The organism is Rhizobium pisi (assembly GCF_003938655.1).
GTDB lineage: Bacteria > Pseudomonadota > Alphaproteobacteria > Rhizobiales > Rhizobiaceae > Rhizobium > Rhizobium pisi.
This window is the reverse complement of record NZ_RJJT01000005.1, coordinates 163,689-181,287: the sequence shown is the minus strand read 5'-3', so window position 1 is coordinate 181,287 and position 17,599 is coordinate 163,689. Positions and strand designations below refer to the sequence as shown.

Below are 17,599 nucleotides of genomic sequence, written 5' to 3'. Positions count from 1 at the left end.
TGACTATTATTTCGGCAGCAGGCCGTTTTCCTTCAAAAAATCAACCGCCACGTCCTTGGCTTCCTCGTGATCGGTCTCGACCTTGGCATTGAGGACCCGCATCTTCTCATTGTCGAGATGAGAGCCGACCGCTTCCAGCAGTTCGGCGACCTTCGGGTTGGCCTTCAGCACGCCCTGGCGGACAACGGGGGCCACGTAGTAGGGCGGAAACAGACCCTTGTCGTCTGCCAGCGGCACGAGGTTCTTCGAGCCGATCTGCCAGTCGGTCGCCGCACCGTTGGCGACGTCGATGTCCTTTTGTTCCAGCGCGTCATAACGAAGGCCAAGCTTGGCGAACTGCTTGAACTCCTTGAATTCGGCGTCGTAGACCCGCTTCAAGCCGGGCAGGCCGTCGGCGCGATCCGGAAACTCGGCACCGCCGCCGAAGACCAGGGTCTTGGAAACCTTGGCAAGATCCGACAGGCTCTTCAGATTGTTGGCCTGCGCGGTCTCCTGGCGGACGACGATAACGTATCCGTTGTTGATGCCGCTCGGCTTCAGCCATGTGAGGTTGAATTGCTTGGCGTAGAAGTCCTTGACCTGGGTGTAGACCTTGTCGGCATCGGTCGACATCTCGCCCTTGACGACGGACGCAAGCGCCGTGCCCGTATATTCCGGATAGAGATCGATCTCGCCGGCCACCAATGCTTGGTGCGCAATCAGCGTGCCGCCTAGGTTGATCTTGCGCTCCACGGTAAAGCCGGCATTTTCCAGAACGGCGGCATACATTTCGGCGAGGATGAACTGCTCGGTGAAATTCTTGCTGCCGACCTTGATGGTCTCTGCGGATGCAGACTGGAACATGGCTGCTGCCATGATGCCCGCTGCAAAAATGCCTTTTGTCCAATTTTTCATAACCATTCCCTCTAGTTGACTTTTCGATACACGAACCGGCGGCATTCCCCGGAATAGCCGTGGGCATGACCGGTCAGCGCCTGCCCTTCTTGCCGGGCAGTGGCGAACCGGGCTTATTGCGGGCCGAGCCCGATCAATGCGGCAATCGTCGCAAAATCCGGCCCATGCGCGCGATCCTCTTCAAGCGGCGGAACGTGGCTGCGCACGAATGCATAGGCCTCAGCCGATCCCTTGCCCAATTCGCCTGAGACGCCACGCAGCTCGATGGCCTGTGCTGAGGCGATCAGTTCGATCGCGACCAGGTAGCGCAGGCGCTCGACGATCGCGTGCGTCTTTGCCAAAACGCTCGGGGCCATCGACGCCTGGTCTTCGACGCCATCGGCGACGGGAAAGGGCGAGAGCGAAACCGGCATGGCGAGATGGCGGATTTCGGCTTCCATGGCCGAGATGGTCTTTTGCACGGTCGCAAAACCGGTACGGCTCTGGCCCATCGGGGTCAGGAAGCGCGGGAGGTCGGACATGCCGGGCGACATGATTTTCATGATCCGATAGGCGGTGCCTGCCGCGCAATGCGCCATCGCCTGCCCCAGCCTTTCCCAGGCGAGCACAAACGCGGTCATGTCAAAATTGCCGTGTGAAAGAATGACGCCTTCGGATGCGATCACGACAGGATTGTCGCTGGAACTGACGAGCTCAATCTCGGTCGCCTGCCTTGCCTCGTCGATCGCATGCCTCAACGCACCCCAGACCTGCGGCGTGCAGCGGTAGCTCAAAGGATCCTGGAGACGTCTTGCTGCATCGGCGGCAAGCAAGGAGCTTCCCGAAAGCAGCTCCATCAGCTGAGTGGCGACGCGGCGCTGCCCAAAGGCCGGTCTCGCAGCCAGAGCGCGATCGTCGAAGACGCTGACATTTGCCCGGAACGCTTCGAAATTAACGGCAATTGCCTTCAGGGACCACTCGAAGAGCCGCTCGATATCCTCAAACGCCAGACAGGCGAGGCCGATGGAGAGACTGTTGGCCACGACAAGCGCATGTCCGTCCTTCGGCGCCAATTCGAGAGGTTTCAGGCCAGCCCTTTCGAGCGCGGTGGCGGCTGGCAGCACTTCGCCGCCAAGCTCGATCTCGCCGAAGCCGAGAAGCGCCCGGCTCATATGGGCAAGCGGAGCCAAATCCGCCGCACCGATCGAACCCAATGACGGGACGACAGGATGAATACCTGCATTGATGGCGGCGATCAGACTGTCGAAGACTTTGGGTGACACACCGGAGCCGCCCGCCGCCATGCCGGCGGCCCTGACGGCCATCATTGCCCGCACGGATTCCCGGGCGAGGGGTTTTCCGACGCCGACGGCGCGGGCTTGCGGCACACGCATCTGAAACGCGACCAGATCTTCGGTTGCCAGTCGTGTATCGACCCCCGCTCCCAGTCCCGTCGTCAGACCATAAACCGGCAGATCCTTTTCCGTATATCGATCAACGACGGCGCGCGCCGCCGTAATCCGGGCCTCGACCTCGGTGGAGATTTCGATCCTGGCGTGGCGACGGGCAATTGCTGCAATGTCCTCGATCGTCGGCGGCGACGCGTTGAAGGTTATCGATGGAGAATGGGGCGCGCTCACAGTTTCTCTCCGAGAATGGCGACGGGCTTCGAGGGACCCTTGGTGGACCGTGCTTCCAGCCGATATTGCGCGCCGGGATAATAGAGCAGCGCGCAGGTCACGACGGCCTCGCCCGACCAGGTCCTTCGAAAGACGCGCAGGCAAGGGTGATCATTTTTCAGGCCGAGATATTTGCGGATGGCCGGGTCCGGTTTGACGGCCTGTACAACATGTTCGAACGCCGTTATCGGCGCCACCTTCGTCAGATATTCATTCGGCGTCATGCTGCTAAAATCGGTCGACAGATAGTCGGGCGCGACCAGCGGATTGACGTAGCGCTCCTCGACCTGAATGGGCTGGTCGTTTTCCAGGTGCACGATCAGCGAGTGCATCACCCCAGCGCCGAGGGTCAGTTCGAGTGCGTCGGCAACATTGGCATCGGCCTTCATCAAGCCGGCCTTGACGACCGCCGCCTTATGCTTGTGACCGCGCTCCAGTATTTCGTCGGCTATGTTGCGGATTTGAAGCAGATCCACATCGAGGTGTTTTGGCGACACGAATGTTCCGATGCCGGCGGATCGCTTGAGAATACCCTCGAACATCAACTCCCGCAGCGCCCGGTTCGCCGTCATGCGGCTGACGCCGAACGCCGCCACCAGTTCGCTTTCGGAGGATACCCGATCTCCAGGCTGCAGCTTGCCCTCGGCAATGTCCGCCAGGATCTGCTCCTTGATCCTGATGTAATGGCGCGCCTCGCGGGCAACCGGTTTGACCGCTTTTGTCATGACAACCTCGCCATGCCATTGTCGAGGATGATAGTGCCCCGTGACGCAACGAGCCCCCGGAAGCGAATCTCGGCATCGCTGCGCCACAACTGCAGGGTCATTGTTTCTCCGGGAAAGATCGGTGCGCTGAACCGCGCCGCGATCGCGTTCAAACCGATAGCCATGCCTGGATCTATGGCGGCGACGATGGCGTAGCCCGCATAACCGAAGCTGCACAGCCCATGGAGGATCGGCCGGTCAAAGCCGCTTCTGCCAGCTGCTTGGGGGTCGACATGCAATGGATTGAGATCGCCGTTCAGGCGATAAAGCAGGGCGGCATTGCCGGGGATATCGACATTGAATTCGAGATCCGGCTCTGCGTCCGGGACTTTGGACAGAGGGTCAGGCGCAGATCCCGCCGAACCGCATCCACCATCGCCGCGGCACGCGTTCGTCTGGACAATCGTCGCAATCGGCTCGTCACCGTCCATGGTTGCGATCTGGCGCTCGAAGCTGACGAACATCCCTTTTTCAATGCCGCGGTCGACCACCGACAAGACGCGCGATCGCGAGATCAGCGGCACATCCAGGGGGATGGGCCGGTGGACCATCAGGCGATGTTCGGAATGCACTAGATGCGCCCAGTCCACGCCCGTCTGCTGCATCCATGGGCCTGGATGCGCCACGATATTGGCAAGCGTCGGCGCGGTCACCAGATCGCGTTCATAAACGTAGTTCAATGCCTCTTCGTCGAGCGGGTTGGTGCCGTAGCCGACCGACAGGGCGTAAAGGATGGCGTCCCTTGCGGTGACCACATGTGTCGCTTGCGGCACCGGGAATTCGAGGATGGATTGGGCCGACAGCGTCACGATGCGGCTCCGCCGGATATCGCTGGTTTGCGAACGCCACCGGACAGGCGGATGCCGCCGTCGACGGAAAGCAATTCGCCGGTGACGAAGTCTGCCCCCTGAACAAGCCAGACAATAGCGCCGGCTACGTCTTCCGGCGTCGCCACCCGGCCGAGCGGCGCGGTTTCCGCAAATCGCTTGGCAATGGCTCCATAGGCATCCGGCCCGAGCGTGTCGCGCATCCAGCGCGTATCGATGATGCCTGGGCAAACTGCATTGACGCGGATATCGGGACCGCAGGTGCGCGCCAGGGCCAAGGTCAACGCATTGAGCGCGCCCTTGGAAGCCGTATAGGCAAGCGAGCTGCCGCCGCCGGTAAAGGCAACATTGGATGAGACATTGACGATCGCACCGCCGCCGCTGTCACGCATCGCAGGCACCGCCGCCCGGCACATCTGATAGGCGCCGATGACATTGACGCCGAAAACACACTGAAAATCTTCGGCCGACAAAGTCTCCAGATCGAAAGGATCCGATTTGACCGTCATTGCGGCGTTGTTCACCAAGGCGTCGAGCCGGCCCCACCGATTGACGGCCATCGCAACCATCCGCCGGCAGGCCGTGTCGTCGGCAACGTCGGCCTGGACGATCTCGACCTCCGCGCCCAGGCTGCGGCAGATATCGCCGGTCTCGTCGGCCTCTTTCTTGCTGCGGCTGTAATTGACCACCACCTGGGCACCGCCCTCGGCGAATTGTTTGACGCATGCGGCCCCGACCCCCGTCGCCGAGCCCGTGACGATGATGACGGCGCCATCGATTTTCATGGGGCAAAGTCCTTCATGGCGTGGGTGGAAAACAGGCGCCTATCCATCTGTTTCAACTGGTCCGACACTGCGACACCCTTCGGCAGGCGGTCGAGAACATGGGCGGCAAGATCGATACCGGGGGCAAACTCCGTCAGTGTCAGGCATCCGTCGATCACCCGAAAGACGGCCCGCTCGGTGACGACAAGCTGTGATTGCCCTTCCGGCGCAAAGGCTGGGCTCGAACTGATCTGGTCGACATGGTCGACGATCTTGCAAACTCTGCCGTCCCTGATGATGTCGAGCCTGCCGTCGGCAACCGAAATTTCCGCGCCGCCGGCCGAAAATGCACCGAGATAGACAACATGCCCTGCCGTCTGCGAGATATTGGTGAAGCCGCCGACCCCGACGATCGAATTATTGAAGCGGCTGACATTGACCGCACCGTGCTTATCCACCTCGGCCATGCCGAGAAAGGCGATATCGAGGCCGCCGCCGTCGTAAAAGTCGAACTGCGACGCCTGCGGGACGATCGCGGTCGGATTGACGGCGGCGCCAAAAGACAGCTCCTCGGCCGGCACGCCGCCGATGACGCCGGATTCGATCGTCACCGTATAATCGTCAAACCCCTCTTCGCTGGCGATGCGGCCGATCCCGGCAGCAATGCCGATGCCGAGGTTGATCGTCGGGCGATGGAGCGGCGCCAACTCCAGGAAGGCACGGCGCTGAATAATCTTATCGGCCGACAGCGGCGCCGGCTGCAGACGGCTCACCGCCATGCGGACGCGCCCGGTATAGGCGATATTGTCCGTCTCGGCGAAACTGACGCCGTGCTGGGCCGGATCATCGCAGACGACGACATAATCGACCAGCGCCGCCGGGATGCGGACATCGCCCGGCGGCAGCGAGCCGCGCTCGGCAATCCGCTTGACCTGCACGATGACGCTACCGCCGGAATTTCGGCCGGCCTGCGCCATTGCCAGCACGTCGAGCGGAAAGGCTTCGTCCTCGAGGGTGATGTTGCCGTCCTCGTCGCCCGTCGTTCCGCGCAAAAGCACGCAGTCGAGCGGCATCGAGGGATAAAGCAGCCATTCCTTGCCGCGCAACGACACACGCTCGACAAGCGCGCGCGGCGTCGTCGCATTCATGCGGCCGCCGCCATGCAGGGGGTCCATGAAAGAGCCGAGGCCGATATGGGTGATCACCCCGGGCTGACCGGCGGCAATCGCCCGATAGAGCTGGGCGATGACGCCTTGCGGCCAGCAGTGCGCCTCGATTTTTTCCTCGATCGCCAGCCTGCCAAGGCGCGGCGTTCCGCGCCATCCCCCGGCAATCACGCAGGCGACGAGGCCTTCATAACCGAAATGCCCCATGCCGCGCGTCTGACGATCGCCCGCGCTGGCAGCAAACAGAAGTCTCAGGTTGCGAGGCTTTCCAGAGGCGAGGAAACGTTCCTCGACAGCGGCCGTAATGGCCTCAGGATGGCAGCATCCTCCAAATCCCGAGGCAGCGACAGTCATCCCGTCTTCGAGAAGATCCGCAGCTTGTTGTGAAGAGATGACCTGCATGACGATCTTTGCTTCTCCGCCCTGTATATACAGGCTAGTCGCTGATCGTTTGGAAGGCAACGGGAATCTTTGCAAGTATTTTGGGCACACCGCCCCGATCAGACGATATTCAGCAGGCCGATCAGGCAAAGCCCAAGAGCCGCCAGCGCCAACAGCGACAGCGCCGCAGCTGCGAGGACCCGACCGCCGGCATCGGCAACGGATCGGACATCCACGGAGAGGCCCAGAGCGGCCATGGCGGTAACGGTGAAGGCGGCAGAGACCGCCGACATCCCGGGCAGCAGCACCGCCGGGATCGCGTCAAAGGAGCGAAGCGACGCCATGGCTGCAAAACCGAGGATAAACCATGGGAGAACATGGCGCAGATTGACTGCAGAGCCGCCGGGACGGCGACCATGAACTGCGGCAAGCAGAAGGATGACGGGTCCGAGCATCATCACGCGGATCAGCTTGACCAGTGTCCCCACCTGGGTGCTGACGGCTCCGGCAGAGGCCGTGGCCGCTAATACCTGCGGGACGGCATAGGCTGTCAGGCCTGAGAAAACGCCATATTGTACGGCGTTCAAACCCAGGAACAGATGAAGGAGCGGCAGCGTCAGCACTGCTGCGATGCCAAGCACCGCGGTAAAGGCTATCGAGGCGGCGATATCGTCCGGTTTGGCGCCGATCACAGGTGCTGCGGCTGCAATTGCAGAATTGCCGCAGATCGAGTTGCCGCAAGCAACCAAGGTCGCCAGGCTGGCCGACAGCCCGAAGAGCCGCCCGATCAGAAAGCTGCCGGCCAAAGACAGGGCGACCAGAACGGCAATTCCGCCGACTAGCGGCAGCCCAGCCTGCCGGATGGCCGCCGTGCTGAGGGCCGCGCCGAGCAACACGACGCCAATTTCGAGAAGCGTCTTGGCGGAGAATTGAATGCCGGGATTGAACGTCTGGGGAAGGCAGACCGAAGAGCGCACGGCAATGCCGGTCAGAATGGCAAGCACGAGGCTCCCGATCCAGTGCGCGCCGAAAATTATCAGTTGCAACCGCTCAACCAGATGCGCAGCCAGCGTGACCGCTGCACAAAGAACGAGTCCCGGCAGGACAGCAGGAAACGACGGGGAACGGGAGGTGGAAATCAACATCGGAAAGACCTTGCGGAAGGACTGCACTGTCCCACATCAAATTGTCGACTTCCATTGAAGAGTTTAATACAGTTTATTCGGTAAACTCGAACGATTGCATCATGACCTTTGAACAGCTCACCATTTTCGTCGCGGTTGCGGAACGCGAACACCTAACCAATGCCGCCTCCGCAATCGGGCTGACGCCGTCGGCCGTCAGTTCGGCCATTCGCAATCTCGAGGCCTCCTATGGCGTCCAGCTTTTCCATCGTGTTGGACGCCGCATAGAGCTCACATATGAAGGACGGGTGTTTCTGGGGGAGGCGAGAGCCACACTCGCACGCGCAAAAGCCGCAGCGCTCGTCTTGTCCGATCTCGGCGGCCTGCAAAAGGGAGAACTGGTGGTTTTTGCCAGCCAGACGATCGCAAGCTATTGGCTGCCGGCGATGCTGATGCGTTTCAAGCTCCGCTATCCGGGCGTCGACCTCAAGCTGATAATCGGCAACACGACCACGGCGGCAAAAGCGGTTCTCGATGGATTAGCCGAAGTCGGTTTCGTCGAAGGGAGCGTTGATGAGCCGGCCCTGAATGTTCAGCCGGTTGCCGAGGACGAACTCCTCGTCGTGGTCGGTCCGCGCCATCCCTGGGCGCGTGGCAAACCGATCGCATCGGCGGAGCTGGTTTCTGGCACGAAATGGGTCATGCGGGAAAAAGGGTCCGGAACCCGATCGGCGTTCGAGGCGGCGATCTCCCATCTCGGCATAGGCCCAGCAGAACTGGCAGTCGCGCTCGAGTTACCGTCGAACGAGGCCGTCATATCCGCAGCAAGAGAAGGCCTCTGCGCAACGGTCGTTTCCGGCGCCGTGGCCGCGCCACTATTGATGCAAGGGCTGCTGGTAAAAGTGCGCTTTCCCCTGCCCTCCCGCCAATTTGCAATCCTGCGGCACAAACAAAGGCACTCCAGCCGCGCCTCGTTGGCGCTTGAAACGATTTGTCGCGAGGACAAAGCTGCCGAAATCCAAAATGGGGAAGACTGGGCGCTTTAGTGCGCTGAACGCCTTGAACTCGGCGAGCGCACCGGCGGATGCCGGTTGTTGATTGCATCCACCGACATCGAGAAACCCAGCGTATCGCTGAGCAGGATGAACTCCTGGCGCTCGTCATGACAGAGATGGCGGGTACGGGTCAGGAAGCCTATGGCGAGCTCCCATTCCTCCTGGGTCAGGGTCAGGCCGACATCCTTGGCAAAGGCATACTGGTGCTTGACAAGCGACGCCAAGATTTCGGCCAGACGCGGGGTTTCTCGCTCGGCATCGGCCGTATCGGAGGCATGATAGGGCCGGCCATCGGCGGCGCAGTTCTGGGTGCAGACCTGGCTCCGCAGTGGAACTTCTACATCTTCGCATGCGTAGGAGCCTTGGGATGCCTCCTCGCACTCCTGACGTTGTTGTATCGCAAAAGGGCTGATTGATGGCCACTTGTCGGCAGGCCTGGCATCCAGAACCTGCCGACAAATGAGTACAAGTGCCTAAAAACACATCTTGCTGCCCAATTGGAGTGCAAACGCTTCAAACCGACCATTGACATCGGCAGTGTTAAGGCAGAAGCCGCATTCGGCCGCGCATGCGCGGCCGTTTTTGCGAGGATGCGAGAGATGAAGACCAAGACTAGTGTAGCCGACGCAGGAAACCTGATCATTACAGGCGTCGCGCTGATGGTGCTCGGGGATCTGCTTTTTGCGCTGAACGATGCAATGGGCAAGTGGCTGGTCGCGAGCTTTGCCGTCGGTCAGGTGCTGGTGATCCGCTCGGTCGGCGCCTTCGTCGTGCTCGGACCAATGATCCTGCGGCAGGGGCCGATGGCCTTGTTCCGCGTCGAGCAGAAGGGTCTCCAGTTCATGCGGGTCGCCATGGCGACCGGCGATGTCGCCCTGTTCTACGCTGCTGTCGCCTATCTGCCGCTCGCAGACGTCATGACCTTCTACATGGCCGGGCCGATCTATATCGCCGCGCTCTCGCATTTCTTTCTCGGAGAAAAGATTGGCTGGCGCCGGTGGCTTGCCGTTCTGCTCGGCTTCGCAGGCGTTGTCATCGCGCTGCGCCCATCCACGGCGATGCTGTCGCTTCCATCGCTCTTCGGTCTTGCCGGCAGCTTCGCCTTCGCGCTGTCGCTTGTCATGAGCCGCTATCTGCGCTCGACCAGCGACACGACGCTGGTGACATGGCAGACCATCGCGGCCCTCGTGACCGGCATCGTGCTTAGCATCGGCCACTGGCAGCCGGCAGCGACGATCGATTGGTCCGGCATGCTGCTGCTCGGCGTCGTCGCCACTTGCGCACACCTGCTCATTACGCGCTCGCTGAAGCTCGCGCCGGCATCGCTGCTAGCACCGCTGCAATACACGCTGCTGCTCTGGGCGATCGTGCTCGGCTACATCTTCTTCAACGATATTCCCGACACACAGCTCATCATCGGCGCCGCCATCATCGTCTTCGCCGGCCTCTTCATCTTCCACCGGAAGAATTTGAAAGAGACGGTTCCGTCCGAGGCCGTCCCGCCGGACGGTCATTGAAGCTAAAGCGCTGCTTATCTTTAGCTTCGTGTCACCGCCCGGACGGAAGCTAACGTGACAGGGATAGTGACGTAGTCACTAGCGGCCCTTCTATATGATCTGATGGCCCGCCCGCGGGAGGAAGCGAGGCTGGCGAGCATTCGTCGACAGATCACGTCAATGATCGATGAATCCTAGCCCTCATCCACCGGCGGCGGCTCCCAGCCGAAGACGCTGCGGCCGCCGAGATCGGCGGATTGGCGGAATTCGCCGGCGATGATTTCCTTGAGGTCGGGACCGGTCACGTAGCGCTCCATCCGGCGGGACTGCTGGTCGAGGCGCTTCAGCGCCTGCAACTCCTCGTCCCGTCCGAGCCTCCCCTTCAACACCGCCGATTTCATCACGCCGATCGTCTCGTCATAGACCTTGAGCGGCACCGGAAAGGGATGGCGGTCCTTGCCGCCATGAGCGATCGAGAAGCGCGCCGGGTCGGAAAAGCGGCAAGGCGCGCCATGCACGACTTCCGCCACCATCGCCAGTGCCTTCACCGTGCGGGCGCCGACACCGGGAACGAGCAGCAGCTCCTGGAAATCCGCCGGACCGCGATCGGCGGCGGCGGCCAGATTTCCATGCAGGCGCCGCATGTTGACATCGCTTTCGCGCACGTCGTGATGGGCGGGCATGATGAGATGTGGCAGCATCGGCTGTTCGGCGGGCTCGGGCGCCGGCTCTTCGGCGCGCAGCAATGCTGCGGCCTCGCGGATGATCCGGTCGGGGCCAAGCGTTGCCAAGAGATCGAGCTGGCCGCGCCGCGAGCGCTCGGCGCGCCGGTCGGCGAGATTGACGATTTCGCCCTGGTTGCGTCCTTCGATCGCCGCATGCGGCGAGTCGACGAAGCTCTCCAGCCCCTCCGACAGCCAGTGATAGCGCCGCGCCTGCCGCCTGTCGCCGTTCATGCCTTGCTGCACGACCACCCAATGGCCGTCATCGGCGACGATGAAACCGTGAAGATACAGATCGAAGCCGTCCTGAAGGGCGGCGCTATCGACCTTGGCGATGAGACGGCTCGTCGTCGCCAGCCCCTCCCCGTTCAGACCGACGCGCTCGCCGATGGAGACAAGCTCCTGCGGGGTCTTGCGCGAATGCGCGCCGCGGCCGCCGCAGACATGCAGGCCGAGTTCGCCCGCGCGCGGCTTCAGACCGCGTTTCAGCGCACCGAGAACGCTTGTTGTAATGCCGGAGGAATGCCAGTCCATGCCCATGACAGCGCCGAAGGACTGGAACCAGAAAGGGTGCGCGAGCCGGCGCAGGAATTCGTCACGGCCGTAATGATGGACGATCGCCTCGGTGATCAGCGTCCCGAGCCGGGTCATCCGGTCGCCGAGCCAATGCGGCACGCGTCCCCCGTGAAGGGGAAGATCGGCGCTGCCTGTTCGTTGCGACATTGCTCTTCCCATGTCCTCTCTGATCAGGCCGCCCGGGAACCCCGTTAAATTTCAGGCGTTTGCTTTCAGTCAAACGGCCGAGGCAAACATGACCACATTCGAAACCATATCCAATCAACCCTACCTGACGCGAACAAAAGCGCAACGTCCGGGCGGCGAAAAACAAGAAAATGCGGCGTTACGCCTTCAGGGACGCGCGGAAAGAGCCGCCTTCCTGATCAACGGCAACCGGTATTTCGCCGAGATGGCGCGGACGCTTCGGCAGGCGCGGCGTACGGTCTGGATCGTCGGGTGGGATTTCAATCCCGACATCCTGCTGGAACCTGGTAAATCCGACGAAACATTGGCCGACCTGCTGCATGGCCTGGCGGCGGAAAATCCCGCGCTCGACATTCGCATCCTCATCTGGGCGCTCGGGCCGATCTATTCGGAAAAGTCCCTGCAGGTGCTTCGCAAGAAGAATTTCCCTAAAAACGCCAGGATCGATCTGCGTTTCGATCTCCAGGGCGCCCTGCGCGGCTGCCATCACCAGAAACTCGTCTGCATCGACGATGCCGTCGCCTTCATCGGCGGCATGGACCTGACCTCGCGGCGATGGGACACGCGGCGCCATCGCGCCGAGGAAAAGCTGCGGCGAGACCCAGAGGGCGTATCCTACGATCCGCTGCACGACGTTCAGGCGATGGTCACCGGCGAGGCGGCCCGGCTGATCGGCGATATCGCCAGGCGACGCTGGGAAGACGCCACCGGCGAAAGCCATGGGCCACTGCCTGAAAGCCTGCCCTTCGCCTGGCCGGACGATCTCTCCATTTCGCTGCGCGAAGTCCCCGTCAGCTTCGTCCTGACAGAGCCATCGACCACCTTGCGCATCGGCGTCAGCGACGGCATCGCCTCGACTTTGAACATCATCTCCCGGGCCCGTCGCAAGCTCTACATCGAGGCGCAATATCTCGCCTCCTTCCGCGTCGCCGACGCCATTGCCGCGCGGCTGCAGGAAAAGGACGGGCCCGAGGTCGTCATCATCTGCACGCGCAGCGCTCACGGGCTGATCGAAAAGCTCCTCATGGGCGGCAATCGCGACCGTATCATCCGCCGCCTCAAACGCGCCGATCGCGCCAACCGCCTGCGGGTCTACTATCCCGTCGTGCCCGGGCGGGTGGTGCCCGGGCCGCCGGCACATGGAAAGAGCAGCGAGGTCGAAGTGCTCATCCATTCCAAGCTGATGATCGCCGACGACGAGCTCGTCCGCGTCGGCTCTTCCAATCTCAACAATCGCTCGGAAGGGCTTGATTCGGAATGCGATATCCTGTTCGAGGCCGAAAATGGCGAGCATCACCGCGCAATCGCGGAGCTGCGCAGCCGCCTGCTTTCCGAATATCTCGGAACGTCAGTGGAGAGCTTTGCCGCGGCCTGCGTGCAAAGCGGCTCGATGATCGGGACGATCGACACGCTGAACGAAGGAGCGCGCGGCCTCAGGGAATTTTCCGTCGCGCTTTCCGGCAGCGTCTCGCCGGTCGCGGGCACCGCAATCTTCGACCCGGCTCGGCCTTTCCTGCCTCTACACCGACTGGGCCTCGGCGCGCTCGTCCGCCTCTTCGCCCGCCCCGCGTGAGCGTCGGAAGACGATCTCGCTGATGAAGAGAAGGACTGAGCCGAGTGCCAGCGGAATGAAGAAATAGGCGCAGCGGAAGGCGATCAGCGCACCGATCGACGCCTCCTTCGGCACGGCATAGGACACGGTCGCCTCCAGCACGCCGAGGCCACCCGGAACATGCGTTGCGAGGATCGCGGAATTGGCAAGCACATAGGCCGTCACCGACCTGAAGAAGGCCACATCGCCGAAGGCCGCAAGCATCTGGTGCAGGCACGCAGAAACGAACATGAAATTGATCGTCCCGACGCCCACCTGGGCGAGCGCAATCGAAATTTTCGGCAGCTGAAACGACCAGCGCCACAGACGCAGCCTGCCGCGGACGAAAAACGCGAGCCCTGCGTAGGCGGCCGGCACGGCAAGCGCCAGCAGGCCGAACAGGCGGGCGCCCGCCGGATCGATGCGCAGCAAACGCGCGGCATCATCGGGATTGACGATCAGGGCAAGGGCGCCCAGTGTGGTCAGCCCCAGCCCCACCGTAACGCCGCAGAAGAGGATGATCTTTGCCACATCCTCGGCCGTAAGTCCCCAGCGGGAATAGTAACGATAGCGGAAGGCGCCGCTGCTCAATCCGGCAAAGCCGATATTGTGGCCAAGCGAAAGGCTGACGAAGGAGGCCAGCAGGATCTTCCGGTAGGGCAAGGATTTGCCGAGCGAACAGATCGCCAGCAGATCGAAACAACTCAGGCAAAGATAGGATGCCGCCGCGAAGAGAAGCCCTGCGCAGAAGGTCGAAAACGGGATGCTGTGAACCGATCGGGCGATGTCGTCCAGGCTATACTGTTGAAAGATCCGGTAGAGCAGAAAGCCGGCAAGACAAAGGGCGGCAACGAACAGTCCATTCCAGATTATGCTTTTCCAACGCATCGATCATCCTCGAAAGCGCCGCCGCTGCGGCGCGCTCTTCGGGAACGATCGAACGAGTTCGGTGTTCCGGGGAAAGCGCTTCTCCCACCCCTCCCATGTGATGGCCATGCCGGACAGACCGATCAAACTCCTGACCTACAACGTCCATAGCTGCATCGGCAGCGACCGGAAGCTCGATCCTGGCCGTATTGCCGCCGTCATCGCCGAGACGGAGGCCGATATCATCGCACTTCAGGAGGTCGACGTCGGCAGGCGCAGGACCGATGGTATCGACCAGGCGCATGTCATCGCCTCGCTTCTGAAGATGCAGGCGCATTTCCATCCGGCGCTGTCGGTGGCCGAGGAGAAATACGGCGATGCGATCATCACGGCGCTGCCGACCGGTGCGGTCAAATCGGGCCCCCTGCCCTCCATCGGCGAGACCCGGGGCGCGCTTTCCGTCGAAATAACCGTCGGCGACCGGAAGCTGCTCGTCGTCAACACCCACCTCGGCCTTCGCGGGCGCGAGCGCATCCGGCAGATGACGACGCTGCTCAATCCCGGCTGGCTGCACGGCACGGGCCAAACCTCCCTGCCAACCGTTCTCTGTGGCGATCTCAACGCCATTCCCGCTTCCGCGACCTATCGGCTCGCCGCGCGGTCACTGAAAGATGCCCAGCTCGCCGGCCCGGGTGCGCCGAGAGCGACCTTTCCCTCGCGCTACCCGCTGATGCGCCTCGACCACATCTTCGTCACCGGCGATCTCGTCGTCTACAGAGCGGCGGTGCTCGAAACCCGGCTGACGAGGGTCGCCTCGGACCATCTCCCTCTCCTTGCGGAAATCGGCTTCGCTGGATTTTCCGCTGCGGACAGCCTGCCCCTGAAAGCCGCAGTGAAAAACGACGTCCAACGCCCTGACGACGACATTTGAAACGAATATTTCACGAATCATGTATTATGAAACATACATTCCATTGACGCTTTGTGTGTTTGAGGGGCGCAGGAGAGGAGGGGCTCATGTTGGGAAAGCTGTTGTCGCGGGTTCGCATCCAGACGCAGGTGATGGTGTTCATCGTTCCGTTCGTCTTGAGCATCATGGCCGTCGGGGCGACCGGTTTTTATGCATCGAGCCTGCTTCAGGGGCGGATGGATATTTCCAATTCCGTCCTGCAGTCGCTCAGCGGCTTTCGCGATCTGTCGGCTGCGATGGCCGAGTTCCTCGCCAATGCCACGCAGGAAAACCGGGATATCGTCACTCAAAAGCTTGCCGATCAGCGCAGCCTTCTGAAATCCGACCTCGACAGGCTCGTTTCCGATCTCAGCGGCCAGCAGGAACTGGAGCAGACGCTGTCTTCCATCGACGGAATTTCCACCCGCATGGACTCGCTTTGGCAGCTTCAGGAGAGCCGGACCGCGCTGCTTGCCGATCTCCAGAAAGCACAGAGCGCCGTCGTCTCCTCGCAGACGGATATTGTCGAAGGCGCCAAGGTTCTCCAGCGCGCGGCCGACATGCAGGAGGATGAAGCCCGCAATACGCTCGGCGATGCGCAACGCATTTCGGACTTTTCATCCTTCGCGCAATCGTTAAACGACAAGGCTCAGGCCGCCGGCCCTATCGCCGGCCCAGACATCGAGGAACTCACCCGGCAGCAACGCATCCTCGCCATGGCGCTTGCCGGTGAAGCGCCGGAGGCCAAGAAGGTGATCGACGATGCCGTTGTGGCCTTGAAGCCGTTTGTCGAAGCTGCCGATCAGAACGAGGAACGCGCAGCCGGCCTGCGCGACGTCACCGGCCGGATCGTCGGCAGATTGCCCGAATTGCAGGCGGTCGCCACGCGGCGGGTGAAGGCGGTTACGGATAAGGCGGCCGAGACAGCCAAATCGGTCGAGCGCGCCAAAACCGGTCAGAGGGACGGGCAGAAACTCACGACCTCGGCTTATGTGATCCAGATCGTCTTGGCGAAACTGACGCTCGCGCCGACAGACGCCAATCTGCAGCGGCTTTCCCAGGAAATCACCGCTATGCGGAAAGGCCTGGACGTGCTGATCTCAAATGCAGGCGGCGTTGCGCAGTTCGACAACCTCAAGGCGAAGCTTCTGCCGGCGCTGGACAAGATGCAGAAATCCGCCACCGACCTCGTGCGCATTAGCGCGCAGCGCCAGGGCGAATTCCGCGCCGCCGCCGCCGATGTCGACCGCATGTGGTCTCAGCTGACGGCTTTTGCCGAAATGCAGCGGCAGAACGCCGCCGAGGAGCGCGACAACGCCAATTCCATGTCCATGGGAACGACGATCCTCGGCGTGGTGATCGCCATCCTCGCAGGCGTCGGGCTGACCGTGACGCTCAAGGGTCCGATCAACCAGATCACCTCGGCCATGCGGCGGCTTGCCGACGGCAAACTCGAAACATCGATCGTCGGCGAATACAGGGCCGATGAAATCGGTGACATGGCCCGCGCTCTGGGGATCTTCAAGAACAATGCCATCGCCAAGGTCGAGATCGAGGAACGCAGCGAGATCGAGCGAACGAGAGCCGAAGAGGAAAGACACCGCAACGACGAGGAAAAGCGCGCGGTCGAACAGCAGATCGATTTCGCGGTCACCGCGCTGGCGCAGGGTCTCGGCCGCCTGGCACGGGGCGATATTTCACAGACGATCGCAACGCCCTTCTTCGGCCGGCTGGAGCAACTGCGCAACGATTTCAACTCGTCGCTGCTTCGCCTCCAGGAAACGATCGACCAGATCCGCACCAACACCCGGATGATCGAAGGCAATGCCGGCCAGATGGATCTTTCTGCCAGCAACCTTGCAAAGCGCACCGAGCAGCAGGCCGTCGCGCTCGAGGAGATCGCTGCAGCCATCGAGGAAATCACCACCACCGTCCGCTCGTCCGCAGCATGCGCCGACGATGCCCGAGAGATCATCACCGACACCAAGCAGACCGCCGATGCCTCGTCGGCGGTCGTCGCCAGCGCCATCGACGCGATGGGCAAAATCGAAGCGGCCTCGGACGAGATCGTGCACATCATCGACGTCATCGACGAGATCGCGTTCCAGACGAACTTGCTTGCGCTCAACGCCGGCATCGAAGCGGCCCGCGCCGGCGAGGCCGGAAAAGGTTTTGCGGTCGTCGCCCAGGAAGTTCGCGATCTCGCCCAGCGCTCGGCGGAGGCCGGCCAGAAGATCAAGCAGCTTATCGGGCGCTCGCGGGCGGAGATTACCAACGGCGCGCGCGTCGTCCGCGAGACGAGCGAAGTCCTCGAAAATATTTCCGCGAAAGTGGTCACCGCATCCGAGCAAATGGACGTCATCGCCCGCTCGAGCCGGGAGCAGTACAACGCGCTCAACGAAGTAAACACGTCGGTCAACCGGATGGACCAGATGACGCAGCAGAATGCGGCCATGGTCGAGGAAACGAGTGCGGCGACGAAGGAACTCGCCGATGAGACGAAAACGCTCCTCCAACTGATCGATCAGTTCCAATTGGATGAAAAGGACGTGTCTCGGCGCGTCAGCGCGGCGTAAGCA

14 protein-coding genes and 2 pseudogenes are annotated in these 17,599 nt (G+C 61.9%); 6 read left to right on the top strand and 10 right to left on the bottom strand.

What is annotated here, in order from left to right; genetic code table 11:
* Window positions 1–6: 6 nt before the first annotated feature.
* The 7 genes from EFD55_RS08785 to EFD55_RS08755 all read right to left on the bottom strand — a co-directional run bounded on the left by EFD55_RS08785 (window position 7) and on the right by EFD55_RS08755 (window position 7,599).
* On the bottom strand, window positions 7–894 hold the full coding sequence (locus tag EFD55_RS08785) for a glycine betaine ABC transporter substrate-binding protein (protein ID WP_125844374.1): 888 nt from the start codon (window positions 892–894) through the stop codon (window positions 7–9).
* Between the two features lie 113 nt (window positions 895–1,007).
* The gene (locus EFD55_RS08780; RefSeq protein WP_125844373.1) at window positions 1,008–2,513 is read right to left on the bottom strand and encodes an HAL/PAL/TAL family ammonia-lyase; all 1,506 of its coding nucleotides are present in this window, start codon (window positions 2,511–2,513) and stop codon (window positions 1,008–1,010) included.
* Entirely contained in the window at window positions 2,510–3,277 is a 768-nt protein-coding gene (gene hutC / locus EFD55_RS08775; RefSeq protein WP_125844371.1) for a histidine utilization transcriptional repressor HutC, read from the bottom strand. The genes EFD55_RS08780 and hutC overlap by 4 nt, the downstream gene beginning before the upstream one ends.
* Window positions 3,274–4,125: a MaoC/PaaZ C-terminal domain-containing protein gene (locus EFD55_RS08770; protein WP_125844369.1), complete on the bottom strand. Its 852-nt coding sequence runs from the start codon at window positions 4,123–4,125 to the stop codon at window positions 3,274–3,276. The genes hutC and EFD55_RS08770 overlap by 4 nt, the downstream gene beginning before the upstream one ends.
* Entirely contained in the window at window positions 4,122–4,928 is an 807-nt protein-coding gene (locus tag EFD55_RS08765) for an SDR family NAD(P)-dependent oxidoreductase (protein WP_125844367.1), read from the bottom strand. The genes EFD55_RS08770 and EFD55_RS08765 overlap by 4 nt, the downstream gene beginning before the upstream one ends.
* Window positions 4,925–6,475: an acyl CoA:acetate/3-ketoacid CoA transferase gene (locus tag EFD55_RS08760; protein WP_125844365.1), complete on the bottom strand. Its 1,551-nt coding sequence runs from the start codon at window positions 6,473–6,475 to the stop codon at window positions 4,925–4,927. Before EFD55_RS08760 ends, EFD55_RS08765 begins: the two co-directional genes overlap by 4 nt.
* A 98-nt stretch (window positions 6,476–6,573) precedes the next feature.
* Entirely contained in the window at window positions 6,574–7,599 is a 1,026-nt protein-coding gene (locus EFD55_RS08755) for a YeiH family protein (protein WP_125844363.1), read from the bottom strand.
* Window positions 7,600–7,700: 101 nt separating this feature from the next.
* Between EFD55_RS08755 and EFD55_RS08750 the strand changes: the two genes are divergently transcribed.
* The gene (locus tag EFD55_RS08750; protein ID WP_125844361.1) at window positions 7,701–8,624 is read left to right on the top strand and encodes a LysR family transcriptional regulator; all 924 of its coding nucleotides are present in this window, start codon (window positions 7,701–7,703) and stop codon (window positions 8,622–8,624) included.
* A 32-nt stretch (window positions 8,625–8,656) separates the two neighbouring features.
* Here the strand turns inward: EFD55_RS08750 and EFD55_RS08745 are convergent.
* Window positions 8,657–8,875, bottom strand: a pseudogene (locus tag EFD55_RS08745) (dioxygenase); the annotation flags it as partial.
* Here EFD55_RS08745 and EFD55_RS08740 point away from each other — a divergent pair.
* A pseudogene (locus EFD55_RS08740) lies at window positions 8,864–9,049 on the top strand (MFS transporter); the annotation flags it as partial. The pseudogenes EFD55_RS08745 and EFD55_RS08740 sit on opposite strands and share 12 nt — an antisense overlap.
* Window positions 9,050–9,232: 183 nt before the next feature.
* The gene (locus tag EFD55_RS08735; protein ID WP_125844360.1) at window positions 9,233–10,150 is read left to right on the top strand and encodes a DMT family transporter; all 918 of its coding nucleotides are present in this window, start codon (window positions 9,233–9,235) and stop codon (window positions 10,148–10,150) included.
* 173 nt (window positions 10,151–10,323) lie between these two features.
* Here EFD55_RS08735 and EFD55_RS08730 read toward each other — a convergent pair whose 3' ends face one another.
* On the bottom strand, window positions 10,324–11,574 hold the full coding sequence (locus tag EFD55_RS08730) for a DUF763 domain-containing protein (protein ID WP_125844358.1): 1,251 nt from the start codon (window positions 11,572–11,574) through the stop codon (window positions 10,324–10,326).
* 88 nt (window positions 11,575–11,662) lie between these two features.
* Here EFD55_RS08730 and EFD55_RS08725 point away from each other — a divergent pair, with 88 nt between their 5' ends.
* On the top strand, window positions 11,663–13,186 hold the full coding sequence (locus tag EFD55_RS08725) for a phospholipase D-like domain-containing protein (protein ID WP_125844356.1): 1,524 nt from the start codon (window positions 11,663–11,665) through the stop codon (window positions 13,184–13,186).
* Here EFD55_RS08725 and EFD55_RS08720 read toward each other — a convergent pair.
* Window positions 13,133–14,092 carry a lysylphosphatidylglycerol synthase domain-containing protein gene (locus tag EFD55_RS08720; protein ID WP_125844354.1) on the bottom strand — a complete coding sequence of 320 codons (960 nt, stop codon included), beginning with the start codon at window positions 14,090–14,092 and terminating at the stop codon, window positions 13,133–13,135. The genes EFD55_RS08725 and EFD55_RS08720 overlap by 54 nt on opposite strands.
* Before the next feature lie 106 nt (window positions 14,093–14,198).
* Between EFD55_RS08720 and EFD55_RS08715 the strand changes: the two genes are divergently transcribed.
* Together EFD55_RS08715 and EFD55_RS08710 are read left to right on the top strand one after the other, a co-directional pair.
* Entirely contained in the window at window positions 14,199–15,002 is an 804-nt protein-coding gene (locus tag EFD55_RS08715) for an endonuclease/exonuclease/phosphatase family protein (RefSeq protein WP_125844352.1), read from the top strand.
* 86 nt (window positions 15,003–15,088) lie between these two features.
* A complete protein-coding gene (locus EFD55_RS08710; protein ID WP_125844350.1) occupies window positions 15,089–17,596 on the top strand; it encodes a methyl-accepting chemotaxis protein in 2,508 nt (835 codons plus the stop codon).
* Window positions 17,597–17,599 lie beyond the last annotated feature (3 nt).